Source organism: Roseateles sp. P5_B10 (assembly GCF_056400485.1).
The window spans coordinates 1-12,440 of the sequence record NZ_JBFULE010000100.1 but is presented as its reverse complement, the minus strand read 5'-3'; the positions used below and the strand labels follow the sequence as shown (position 1 = coordinate 12,440).

Annotated in this window: 10 protein-coding genes; 8 read left to right on the top strand and 2 right to left on the bottom strand. The window is 69.2% G+C overall.

Annotated elements, in window-relative coordinates; translation table 11 throughout:
• Nucleotides 1-929, top strand: a 929-nt coding sequence (locus tag AC1DU6_RS09435; protein WP_477856877.1) for a pirin family protein, incomplete at its 5' end; no start/stop codon positions are given.
• A 65-nt stretch (nucleotides 930-994) separates the two neighbouring features.
• Here the strand turns inward: AC1DU6_RS09435 and AC1DU6_RS09430 are convergent.
• Both AC1DU6_RS09430 and AC1DU6_RS09425 read right to left on the bottom strand, forming a co-directional pair.
• On the bottom strand, nucleotides 995-2,092 hold the full coding sequence (locus tag AC1DU6_RS09430; RefSeq protein ID WP_477856875.1) for a PEP-CTERM sorting domain-containing protein: 1,098 nt from the start codon (nucleotides 2,090-2,092) through the stop codon (nucleotides 995-997).
• A 224-nt stretch (nucleotides 2,093-2,316) separates the two neighbouring features.
• Entirely contained in the window at nucleotides 2,317-3,336 is a 1,020-nt protein-coding gene (locus AC1DU6_RS09425) for an ATP-binding protein (RefSeq protein ID WP_056205055.1), read from the bottom strand.
• A gap of 412 nt (nucleotides 3,337-3,748) precedes the next feature.
• Here AC1DU6_RS09425 and fba point away from each other — a divergent pair, with 412 nt between their 5' ends.
• The 7 genes from fba to AC1DU6_RS09390 form a co-directional block, all read left to right on the top strand.
• The gene (gene fba / locus AC1DU6_RS09420) at nucleotides 3,749-4,813 is read left to right on the top strand and encodes a class II fructose-bisphosphate aldolase (protein ID WP_056205053.1); all 1,065 of its coding nucleotides are present in this window, start codon (nucleotides 3,749-3,751) and stop codon (nucleotides 4,811-4,813) included.
• Between the two features lie 7 nt (nucleotides 4,814-4,820).
• Entirely contained in the window at nucleotides 4,821-5,246 is a 426-nt protein-coding gene (locus AC1DU6_RS09415) for a gamma-glutamylcyclotransferase family protein (RefSeq protein ID WP_457325709.1), read from the top strand.
• Between the two features lie 98 nt (nucleotides 5,247-5,344).
• Nucleotides 5,345-8,467 (top strand): PAS domain S-box protein, encoded by a 3,123-nt coding sequence (locus tag AC1DU6_RS09410; protein WP_477856872.1) that lies wholly within the window; start codon nucleotides 5,345-5,347, stop codon nucleotides 8,465-8,467.
• 1 nt (nucleotide 8,468) lies between these two features.
• The gene (locus tag AC1DU6_RS09405; protein WP_056205044.1) at nucleotides 8,469-8,849 is read left to right on the top strand and encodes a response regulator; all 381 of its coding nucleotides are present in this window, start codon (nucleotides 8,469-8,471) and stop codon (nucleotides 8,847-8,849) included.
• Nucleotides 8,850-8,859: 10 nt separating this feature from the next.
• Complete coding sequence (locus tag AC1DU6_RS09400; protein ID WP_457322919.1) at nucleotides 8,860-9,756, top strand: phosphoribosylaminoimidazolesuccinocarboxamide synthase; 897 nt, start codon at nucleotides 8,860-8,862, stop codon at nucleotides 9,754-9,756.
• A 145-nt stretch (nucleotides 9,757-9,901) separates the two neighbouring features.
• Nucleotides 9,902-11,047, top strand: a complete 1,146-nt coding sequence (locus AC1DU6_RS09395; RefSeq protein WP_157282189.1) for a hypothetical protein — start codon at nucleotides 9,902-9,904, stop codon at nucleotides 11,045-11,047.
• A gap of 53 nt (nucleotides 11,048-11,100) precedes the next feature.
• The coding region (locus AC1DU6_RS09390; protein ID WP_477856870.1) for a serine/threonine protein kinase at nucleotides 11,101-12,440 on the top strand (1,340 nt) is incomplete at its 3' end.

The window sequence follows — 12,440 nt, the reverse complement described above, 5'->3', positions numbered from 1 at the left end:
GTCGACTTCGTGCGCAAGAGAACGTCATGAGCGTCCACGTCGAGCGCATTGCCAGCCACATCGGCGACGTGGGCGGCATTCCCATCCAGCGGGCCCTGCCCAACAAGGCGCGGCGCATCATCGGTGCCTGGTGCTTCGCCGACCATGCCGGCCCGGCCACCTTGCCGCCTGAGCGGCGCATGAATGTCGGCCCCCATCCGCACACCGGGCTGTCGACCTTCAGCTGGATGATCGAGGGCGAGATCCTGCACCGCGACAGCCTGGGCTCCGAGCAGGTGCTGCGCCCCGGCCAGGTCAACCTGATGACGGCCGGCCACGGCATCTCGCACAGCGAGGAATCGCTCTCCGACCGCATCCACCTGGCGCAGCTGTGGATCGCGCTGCCCGATGCCGAGCGCGAACGCGCGCCCAGCTTCCAGCATTTCGCCGAACTGCCGCGCTGCTCGGTGGGCGGTTTTGACGGCACGCTGCTGGTTGGCGAGTTCGCCGGCCTGCGCTCGCCAGTGCCCAGCTTCACGCCGCTGCTTGGCGTGGACCTGGTTGCGGGCGGGCTGGCTGACGCGATGCTCACGCTGCGGCCCGGCTTTGAGCATGGGTTGATGCTGCTGGAGGGCGAGATCGAGGCGGCGCCGGCCGGCCACGATGCCGTCGAGACGGTCACGCCGGGCACGCTGCTCTACCTCGGCCCCGGCTGCGAATCCGTCGAACTGCGCTGCTCGGTCTCGTCACGCCTGCTGCTGCTCGGCGGCGAGCCCTGGAGCCAGCCGCCGCTGCTGTGGTGGAACTTCGTCGGCCGCGAGCCGGATGAGATGCGGGCCTGGGCCCTGGACTGGGCGCGCGAGGACGGTGGGCGCTTCGGTGCGGTCGAGGGCTATGGCGGCCCGCGCATCCCGGTGCCGCCGGTGCCGGCGCTGCACCGGCCGGGCTGAAGCGGCGCAAACCAAAACAGGCCGACCGACCAAAGGTCAGGCCGGTCGGCTTGCCGGGTTCAGCGTCACTGTTTGCGGCGCCGGCTCCAGGCAGCTGCGGCAAGCGCCAGAACCATCAGCACCAGCACGTTCGGCTCCGGCACGGTATTGCCCCCCGGGCCGCCTATGGTGCATCCCGCACCGCAGCTCAGGCGCAGCACCTGTTCGATCTGCGATATGAAGAGCGTGCCGTTGCTGGTATCGGCCGATGTGAAGTCGCCGCGGCTGCCCCCCATGGCGATGATGAGCATGGTGTCGTTGTCGACATCAAGCAGCCCCAGGGTCCCATCGTTGTTGTTGACGATGACGTCGCCGTCGTAAAGGCCGCCGATGATGACGCCCGTTCCGTCAGCGCCATGACCGCCCGTGCTGAAGTACGAGCGGATCAATGCGCCCGTGGCGATGTCATAGGACTGGATGATGCCGCCGTTTTCGATATAGGCGATGGTGCCGTCGGGTGAGACGGAGACACCGTCGGGGAACAGCCCCGGGTTGATGATGCGGTAGGCGCCGCTGACCGGGTCGATCTCGACGAGGCCGCGATTGGTAGACGCAATCATCTTGCCGCTGACCGATCCCCAGATGCCCAGATAGTCCACGAGATCGGTACCGGTGGCGCCGCCGATGGGCACGTAGGAGCCATCATTGGCAAAGTGGTAGAAGCGCCCGCCGAAGAGCTGGCCGCCATAGGCCTGACCGGCGACGGTAGCCATCGCGAAATGCGGGTTCCCCGTTTCGAAGGCGTAGGGATTGGCGATCAGCGCATCGCCCAAGGTCTGGTTGTCCACATCCTTGAAGACATAGAGCTGACCGGAGCCCACGCTGCCGGTGACGATGTTGCCATTCGGCAGAACCGCCTGGGACAGCGGGCCGTAGTTGCCGAAGTTGTAGCCGCTGACGAAGGTGGTCAACGTGAAGCCGGCAGTGACGCCACCTGCCGTCAGTGTGAGGCCGGCGTGGGCAGCGGGGGCGAAGGCCACAGCCAGAGCCACGAAGCCAAGTAGTTTCTTCAGTGTCATCGCGGTCTCCGGACTGATTTTCGAGGTCGCCTCGGAGCGAGGCGGCGACCCACATTTGCGGCACGCATAAGTCGTGCCGCGAGCCAGAAAAAGCTGCTGYGACATGCATTTATGGTTTTATGCCGTTTGCGAAAGGGGGCAGGGTGTCAACTTCTCCGACACGCGTCCTGGAAGCCAGCGGGCACGTCCACCGCGCTCTCGAAATCGGTTGCCGCCCAAAAGGGATGCCTGCGCCGCGTCGGCGTCTGGGGCGCGGCCGCTGGGCGACCTGCGCATCTGTGCCACTCGGCCCGGCATGCGCATCCGGGCTGACGAACGAGTTGACCGCCTCAACCGGCCCGGGCGCTCTTCACCAACGCCTCGATGCGCGGCGTCGCATTCACCGCTACCAGCTCGATCTGCGGGTTGGCCTTGGCGAACACGCGGAACAACTCGTCCGTGAAGCCGTGGCCGACGTCGGCCACGCCGTCGAAGTCGATCTCGGCGCGCTTGAAGGCCGACAGCCGGGAGCCGACGCGGCGGGCCTGGGCGCGGGAGTCCAGGGCCTGGCCTTCGCTGGTCAGCAGGCGCAGCTGCACGCGGGTCTGGTCGAACTCGATGCCGTCGCCTGCCAGGCTCCAGGTTTCCATGACGCCGTCAAGCGTGCGCGTCGTGTTCAGCGCGATGGCCATGTAGATGGAGCTGCCCTGGCGCGGCAGGGCGCGGCCCTTCTTCCAGCCGGCGCTCTCCCAGGCGCGGCGCTGGTAGGCGGTGTTGTTGGCGTGGATGTCGAACACATCGGCCAGCTGCGAGCTGAAGAACAGRCCGCGGCCGGTGTGGGCATCGGGGGCACTGGTCAGGCGCCCCTTGCTGAGCTCCAGCATCGCGTGCTGGGGGTCCTCGAGCTGGAAGGCGCTGCAGATCTTGTCGAAGACGCCCATGCCGTCATCGCTGACGAGCAGCTGCACATGGGTGGGCGTCTGGCGCAGCGACACGGTGACGCTGCTGCCGCCGGAATGGTCGGCTGCGTTGTTCACGAGCTCGGTGAAGCCATGCTGCACCATGCGTTCCACATGCTTGGGCAAGGCGAAATGGGGTGCGAAGTCGCGCTGCCAGGGCAGGTCTTCCTGCAGGCCGTAAAGGGTGTAACTGCGCGCCACCTGGCGCAGGCTGCCAGGCGAGAACACCGGTCGGCGGCCGGTGCCGGAGCGGGTCAGCCAGCCGGCGTCCACCAGGCGCTTCAGTGCCGACAGCACGGCGCGGTGGCTGGCCCCGGTGCGCTCCTCGATGTGGGTCGCCAACGCCAGCGAGTGCTCACTGGCCGCGGCGGTGATCCAGTTGGTGAGGTGGTCGAACACCAGTCTTGTCATGAGCACGCATTGTGCTGACTACTTCAATCACGGGGGGTGGGGTCGCTACCGACTCTGGAGGCTGCCGGCCTTTGGGACGGGTGCGCGCCGGGGAGATTTGCCAYGCCAGACAAGGCGCGGCCGCCGCTGTGGGGTCATCCCCACGAGGCGGGCGCAACGCTGGATGGCGTGGCAAATCTCCCCGGCCCTACGGGTTGACCCGCCTTCGAGGCTCATGCGGCGTTGCAAATGCTCGCCGGGTAACCCACCCGGCTCCGCTTTGCGCCTTGCCTGACCCCCGAATGCGTGTCAACGCGCGCCCGTCCCAAAGGCCGGCAGCCTCCATAGAATCCCCAACCAGTTACGAAGCGGTTACGGCCTAGGGTGCGTACCGCAGTCGGCCCAGATTTCTCAACTCCACCGGGGACAACCCATGCCTCTCGTTTCCATGCGCCAGTTGCTGGACCACGCCGCCGAAAACGGCTACGGCATCCCAGCCTTCAACGTCAACAACCTGGAGCAGGTGCAGGCCATCATGGCCGCGGCCGACGAGGTCGGTGCACCGGTCATCCTGCAGGCCAGCGCCGGCGCCCGCAAATACGCCGGCGAGCCCTTCATCAAACACCTGATCCAGGCCGCCTGCGAGGCCTACCCGCACATCCCCCTGGTCATGCACCAGGACCACGGCACCAGCCCCAAGATCTGCGCCGGCGCCATCGATCTGGGCTTCGGCTCCGTGATGATGGACGGCTCGCTGATGGAAGACGGCAAGACGCCGGCCTCTTTCGAATACAACATGGAAGTGACCCGCAAGGTCGTCGAGATGGCGCACCAGGTCGGCGTCACCGTCGAGGGCGAGCTGGGCTGCCTGGGCAACCTCGAAACCGGTGATGCCGGCGAGGAAGACGGCATCGGCGCCGAAGGCAAGCTGGATCACAGCCAGATGCTGACCGACCCCGAGGAGGCCGCCGTGTTCGTCAAGGCCACGCAGCTCGACGCGCTGGCGATCGCCATCGGCACCAGCCACGGCGCCTACAAATTCAGCCGCAAGCCCACGGGCGACATCCTGGCCATCGGCCGCGTGAAGGAGATCCATGCGCGCATCCCGAACACCCACCTAGTCATGCACGGTTCGTCCAGCGTGCCGCAGGAGCTGCTGGCCATCATCAACCAGTACGGCGGCAAGATGAAGGAGACCTTCGGCGTGCCGGTCGAGGAGATCCAGGAGGCCATCAAGCAYGGCGTSCGCAAGATCAACATCGACACCGACATCCGCCTGGCGATGACGGGCGCGGTGCGCAAGTTCCTGGCCGAGAACCCCGACAAGTTCGACGCCCGCGAATGGCTCAAGCCCGCCCGCGAAGCCGCCAAGGTCATCGCCAAGGAGCGCTATATGCAATTCGGCTGCGAAGGCCAGGCCGGCAAGATCAAGGGCCGCACGCTGGTCGACATCGCTGGCGCCTATGCGCGCGGTGAGCTGGCACAGAAGGTCCAATAAGGGTTCAGTGACGCGTCACTGCTTCACCTACGGCTCACTGATGTGGGCCGACATCATGGCCCGCGTCTGCGGGCGTGAATTCGCCAGCGAGCCGGCCTCGCTGGCGGGTCATGCGCGCCACCCGGTGCGCGGCCAGGACTACCCCGGCCTGCGGGCCGCGGCGGGCGGCCTGGTGCCGGGGCGGCTGTATCGCGACGTCGACGCTGACGCCTGGGAGCGGCTGGATGCCTTCGAGGGCGTCGAGTACGAGCGCGCCGATGTCGTCGTGGCGCTGGCCGACGGCAACGCGCTACTGGCCCAGGTCTACCGCTTCCGCCCCGAGTTCGCCGACCGGCTGCTCCCTGGGGACTGGGACGCCGACGCTTTCGCCCAGGAGGGCCGGGAGCGCTTCATCGCCCGCTATGTGGGCTTCGAGCTGATCACGCCACGCTGAAGCCCCGGGAATAAGACACGTTTTCGCCTGATGCCCCCCTGTTCGCGGGGTCACAATGCATCGGCATAACCCCTTGGTCATTGGGGTCGGGAGCTGGGATGGACGAGCTGACCGGAATCGTCGCGCGAGCGGGTTTCCTGCCCCACGGCTATTGCTTCCAGTGGTCGCCCGGCCTGCTCTGGACCATGGTCGGCGCCGATCTTTCCATCGCGCTGGCCTACTTCTCCATCCCGCTGGCCATCGCCAGCTATGCCCGCCAACGCCCCCAGGTCAACCTTGGCAGCATCGCGACGCTGTTCGCCATCTTCATCTTCGCCTGCGGCGTGACCCATGTGCTGGACGTCTGGACGATCTGGCGCCCCGACTACGGACTGCAGACCGCTGGCAAGGTCTTCACCGCCTGCGCGTCCGTGCTGACGGCGGCCGTGGCCTGGCGCCTGATGCCCACGCTGCTGGGCCTGCCGTCACTGGACGAGATGCGCACGGCCAACGAGGCGCTTCGCAGTGAGATGGACCGCCGCCACAGTGCCGAGGACCATCAGCTGGAAGCCGAGCAGAGCCTGGCCGCCACGCTGTCGGCCATCGACGCCGGCTTCATCACGACCGACGGCGACGGCCGGGTCACGCGCATCAATGCCGTGGCCGAGCGCATCACCGRCTGGCCGGCGCGCGAGGCCCTGGGCCTGCCGGTCTGGGAAGTCTTCCAGCGCGAGGGCACGCCGGCCGACCTGAAGGCGCGCAACCCCATCGACGTCGTGCGCGAGCGCAACCGCGAAGGCGCTTTCCAGCGCCAGGCCGTCTGCGTCGCACGAGACGGCAGCCAGCGGCCCGTTGAGGTTCACGCCGACCTGACCCACCACGCCGACGGCCGCGTGCGTGGCGTCGCCATCGTCTTCCGCGACGTGGGCCGCCTGACTGAAGCCGAGGCCGAGGTGCGCCGCCTGGCGGCCGTCGTCGAGTCCTCGGCCGACGCCATCATCGTCAAGACGCCGGATGGTCGCATCACCAACTGGAATGCAGGCGCCGAGAAGATGTTCGGCTACACGGCCGCGGAGGTCGTCGGGCAGCCGGTGCAGATGCTGATCCCGCCCGAACGTGAAGCCGAGGAGACGGGCATCCTCGCCAGTCTGGCCCAGGGCCAGCATGTGCCGCCGTTCCGCACCGTTCACATCGCCAGGGACGGCCGTCGAGTCGAGATCTCCGCCCAGGTCTCGCCGCTGCGCGATGCGGCCGGCCGCATCATCGGCGGCATCAAATCCGCCCGCGACCTGACCCACCAGCGCCAGATCGAGACCGCGCTGCGCCAGAGCGAGGCACGGCTGCGCTTCGCCCTCGAGTCCGCGGCCATCGGCGACTGGGAGCTGGAGCTGGACAGCGGCCTGATCCACCGTTCGCGCCGCTATGACCAATGTTTCGGCCGACCCGACTCTGAAGGCCCGTGGGACCGCGAGCGCATGCTTGCTGCCGTCCATCCCGACGACCGGGCCATGGTGGAGGCCGGCCTGGCGGCCCTGCCCGAGGGCCATCGTCCCTGGCATGCCGAGTTCCGCGTCGTCTGGCCCGATGACAGCGTGCACTGGCTGCGCCTGGACGCCCGGGTCACCCACGACGACGCCGGTTCGCCGCGGCTGGTCGGCATCGTGGCCGACGTGACCGCCATGCGCACCGCCGAGCAGGCCCGCCAGCAGTCCATCTGGCTGGCGGCCGAGAACCGCCGCGTGCAGGAAAGCAGCCGGCTCAAGAGCCTCTTCCTCGCCAATATGTCGCATGAACTGCGCACGCCGCTGAATGCCGTCATCGGCTTCGCCGACCTGCTGACCATGAGCGCCCATCCGCCGCATCTGCTGGATGGGCCGCGCCAGCGCGAGTGGCTGCAGCACATTGCCAGCAGCGGCCGGCATCTGCTGGCCATGATCAACGACGTGCTCGACCTGTCCAAGATCGAGGCCGGCAAGATGGACTTCCATCCCGAGCCGGTCGAACTGCCGGCCCTGGTCGACGACGTGATGGCCACCGTCGCGGTGCTCGCCGAGCAACGTGGCCTGAGCCTCAAGTCCTCCATCGAACCGGGGCTGCGAGACCTGGTGCTGGACCCCGCTCGGCTCAAGCAGGTGTTGCTCAACTACCTGTCCAACGCCATCAAGTTCACGCTCGCCGGCGGCCACGTCGAACTGCGCGTGGTGGGCGAGGGCCCGCGGCTGTGGCGGTTGGAGGTCGAGGACAGCGGCATCGGCATTCCGGCCGACCGCCTCGGCCATCTGTTTGTCGAATTCCAGCAGCTCGACGACGGCCTGACCAAGCGCCACCAGGGCACGGGCCTGGGGCTGGCGCTGACGCGCCGGCTGGTGGAGGCCCAGGGCGGCCGTGTCGGCGTCTACAGCGAGCCCGGGCGCGGCAGCCGCTTCTACGCCGTGCTGCCGCGCCAGCCGCTGGATGCCGGCGAGCCGGCCGAACGACCGGCCCACCAGCAGCTCATCGCCCTGCGCGACCATCCGCTGCGCGACGGCCTGGCCCGTGATCTGTCGCGGGCCGGCGTGAGCGCCGACACCGCGTCCACAGCCGGCGAGGTGCTGCGCCTGACCCGCGCGCGCCGTTACACCGAACTGGCCATCGACCTCGCCCTGCCTGATGCGCCCGGCCTGTCATTGCTGGCGGCGCTGCGCAGCGGCGGGCCGTCCATGCACGCGGCCGTCAAGGCGCTGGCGCTGACGCCCCCGACGGGGGCGGGCGTGGCTTTCACGGTGTCCGACGTGCTGGCCAAGCCGCTGCGCCGCCCGGCCCTGGCGCGTGCCCTCGTGCCGCTGCGCGACCGGTTGGGTCCGGGCCGGCCGGTGCTGGTGGTCGACGACGAGGCGGCGTCGCGCGAGCTGATGTGTGCGGCATTGCAGGCCACGGGCGTCGAGGCCGTGGCCGTCGGCAGCGGCGCCGAGGCGCTGCAGCGCCTGCCCGCCCTGCAGCCCGGGGCCATCGTGCTCGACCTGATGATGCCCGGCMTCGACGGATTCCAGGTGCTGCATGAACTTCGCGGGGACCCGCGCTGGGCCGAGCTGCCCGTCATCGTCTGGACGGCGCTGACCCTCAGTGGGCAGGACATCGAAAGCCTGGCGCGCTCGGCCGCGGCCATCGCCAGCGCTGGCGAGGCCGAAGCCCTGGCCGAGGTGCGCGATGCGCTGCTGCGCGCCGCCCGCCAGGACCGGCGTGGCCGACTCACGAAAGGTTGACATGGCTGGCGAACGCATCCTGATCGTCGACGACAACGAGCTCAACATCGATCTCGCACAGTACGTGCTGGAGGCCGACGGCTTCATCGTCGACCGCGCTCTGCACGTCGACGAGGCCTGGGCGCGGCTGCGCGCCTACCGACCCGCCCTGGCCCTGGTTGACATCCAGTTGCCGGGCACCGACGGCCTGAGCCTGGTGCGCGCCATCAAGGCCACGCCCGACCTCGCCGATCTGCCCGTCATTGCCTTCACCGCCTTTGCCATGCCGGGCGACGAGGTGCGCTTTCGCGCAGCCGGCTGCGACGGTTATCTGACCAAACCGATCGACGTGCACAGCTTTGCAGCTGCAGTACGAAGCCATCTGGCCGGAGGCGGCACCTAAAATCGCCGCCATGCCCCAAGCCCTCTACGAATCCAGCCTGACCTCCCTGCCGCTGCTTGGCCGCGGCAAGGTGCGCGAGAACTACGCCGTCGGCGACGACCGCATCCTGATGGTCGCCAGCGACCGCCTGTCGGCCTTCGACGTCATCATGGGCGAGCCGATTCCGGGCAAAGGGGCGCTCTTGACCCGCATGGCGCTGTTCTGGTTCGACAAGCTGCAGGGCATCGTTCCCAACCATCTGACCGGCCAAGACCCGCTGTCCGTGGTGTCGGCCGAGGAGCGCGAGCAGCTCAAGGACCGCACCATGCTGGTCAAGCGGCTCAAGCCCCTGCCCATCGAAGCCGTCGTGCGCGGCTACCTGGCCGGCAGCGGCTGGGCCGAGTACCAGGCCAGCGGCAGCGTCTGCGGCGTCAAGCTGCCGGCGGGCCTGCGCAATGCCGACAAGCTGCCCGCCCCCATCTTCACGCCGGCCACCAAGGCCGAGATGGGCGATCACGACGAGAACATCTCGTTCGAGCAGGCGGCTGAAATCATCGGCGCCGACCTCGCCGCCCGCGTGCGCGACATCTCCATCCAGCTCTACCAGCGCGCCGCCGATTTCGCGCTGACCAAGGGCATCATCATTGCCGACACCAAGTTCGAGTTCGGCCTGGATGCCGAGGGCACGCTGACGCTGATGGACGAGGTGCTGACGCCCGACTCCTCACGCTATTGGCCGGTCGAGAGCTATGCGCCGGGCAGCAACCCGCCCAGCTACGACAAGCAGTTCGTGCGCGACTGGCTGGAGGCCGTGCGCATCAACGGCCAGCCCTGGGGCAAGAAGGCGCCTGCACCGGCCCTGCCGGCCGAGGTGATCGCCAAGACGGTGCAGAAGTACGAAGAAGCGCTGCAGCGGCTGACGGCATGAGCGCCGCGCCGGGCCGTCCCAAGCAAGCTCGCTCCCGCTTGGCGGGAGTGAGCCCGGACATGGGATGCCCAGTGGGCATCGCATGCCTGGCGAACGCCTGGCCGCGCTGCCGGACAGGCAAGGCCGCAGGCCGAAGGGTGCACCAATGAGCGTTGCAGCCGGTCCRGTCAAGCTTCGCAGCCGGCTGGCACAGCGGCTTGACGGCGAGATTGCCGCCGTCGCCTCCATGCCGGCGCGTGCCGCCGTGCTGCAGGTTCAGCGTGCCATCCTGTGGCTGCGCCATGGCCGCGAGGTCGAGGCCCGCGAGGAGCTGAACCGCCTGCAGGCGCGCGCCCTCGTGCATCCGCGCATCGAGCTGGCCGCCTGGCTGCATCTGGCCGAAGGGCTGACGGCTTATTTCAGCGCCTTCGGCGGCGGCGCCTGTGAACGCGTGCGGCGCGCCCACGTCATGGCCAAGGCGGCCAACCTTGCGGCGCTGCAGACCCTGTGCGACGCCTGGCTGGCGCAAATGGCCTTTGTCGACCGCGATATCGACCGTCTCGTCGCCCATGCCGCCGCAGTCCTTGCCGCCCCGGCGGACAACGCCGCCGCGTGTCGCGTCGCTTCAGCGCTGGGCATGGCCTGGGATCTCGCGATGGGGGCTCGGGACGAAGCCGCCGCGTCGTCCTGGTATGCCTGGGGCCGCCGCGCCGCCAGTGCCGACGGTGACGACGCCGGCCTGGCGGCCTTGCTCTACAACCAGATGCAGATGCGCGCCCTGCGCATCCGCCACGCTGCCCTGGCCGGCGAGCCTGGCGAGGCGCCGGCCGTGCTGCTGGGGGTGGACTCCATCGGCCATTTCGACGATGCCGTGGGCGGTTCGGCCCGCGCCAACCTGACCCCGCTGCTGCGCGCCCAACTGCTGACCGTGCAGGGTGACTACGCCACTGCCGCTGCCTTGCTGGAGGCCAACCTGCCCGAGGCGGTGGCGGCTGGCCTGGCCCGTACCGGCGGCAGCCTGCTGGCCGACCTGGCCTGGTGCTGGGCCAATACCGGCGAGGTCCAACGTGCCAGGGCCCTGGCCGACCAAGCCGCCGTCGAGGTGCTGGCCGAGGATGCGGCCCACTGCGACCTCGACGAATGCGCGGCCCTGCACGCCCGCCTGGCCCAGGTCTACGCCCGCTTGCATGAGGATGGGCTGGCAGCCCGCCACGGCGACGCCGCCCAGGCCGCCTGGGGCCAGGACGCCGCCCAGCGCCGCCTCTGGGCCGAGCGCTTGAGTAGCGCCGGGCTGGGCACTCCGCCACGCTGACCGGCTTTTTCCGGAGAGTCGGCACGGCTTGGCTGCGGTACTCTCGCCGGCCTATGACCGCCGACGCCCGCGACGACGAAGCCATCAATGCCTTGCCCGCCGGCACCCGGTTCGGCGAGCTGGAGATCATTGGCACCCTGGGTGTGGGCGGCTTCGGCATCGTCTACCTCGCACGCGACCACTCGCTCGAGCGCGAGATCGCGATCAAGGAGTACATGCCCAGCCAATTCGCACTGCGCGACGGGCAGTCCCAGGTGTCGGTGCGTTCGGTCTCCATGAAGGAGACCTTCGAGCTCGGTCGACGCAGCTTCGTCAACGAGGCCAAGCTGCTGGCGCGCTTCGACCACCCCTCCCTGCTCAAGGTCTACCGTTTCTGGGAGGCCAACGGCACCGCCTACATGGCCATGCCGCGCCTGGTCGGCCAGAACCTTCGCGAGGCGCGCAAGGCTCGGCCGACGCCGCCACCCGAGGCCTGGGTCAAGCGCATCTTCGACGCCGTGCTGGGGGGGCTGGAGACCCTGCACGCACAGAATGTCTGGCACCGCGACGTCGCGCCCGACAACATCTTCCTGCCCTCCGACGGCAGCCCGCCCATCCTGCTGGATTTCGGCGCCGCCCGCCAGGCGATCAGCGACCGCACGCAGGTCTTCACCGCCATCCTCAAGCCCAGCTTCGCGCCCATCGAGCAGTATGCCGAGGCCACGACACTGCGCCAGGGGGCCTGGACCGACTTCTATGCACTGGCCGCTGCCATGCATGAGCTGCTGACCGGCCGGCCGCCGCCGCCGGCGACGGCCCGCGCGATGGGCGACGAACTCCTGCCGCTGGAGGTGCCCGGCTATTCACCGGCCTTCCTCGCCGGCATGGACTGGGCGCTGCGTGTCGCCCCCCATCAGCGCCCCCAGACGGTCGCCGCCTGGCGCGAGGTGCTGGAAGGACGTTCAGCCGTGCCGAGACCCCAGCTCGCTCAGCCGCGGGTGCCAGTTGCACCCACGCCGCCGGCGCCCGCCGAGCCGCTGGATCTCGAATTCGCCGACACCGTGCAAGGCCCGCCGCTGGACGAGGACGACGGGCAGACCGTTGTCGTGCCGCTGCGCAAGTCCGCACCGCCGCCGCCGTCCCCACCCGCGCCGCCGCCGCGTGCCGCGAAACCATCGCCGCAGGCCGCGGCTGCGCGGCCACCCTCCTGGCAGATGCCCGCCATGATCGGAGGCGGCGTGGGCGCCTTGCTGCTGCTTGGCCTTTTTGTCATGCAGTTGCGCGGCAACCAGGCCAAGCCCGAGGTGACACCGGCCGAACCCGCCGCATCCGTGGCCGCGTCGGCTCCGGCGCCCGTGCAACAGGCCCAACCCGAACTCCAGGCCCCGGTGGCCAGCGCGCCAGCTTCACAGCC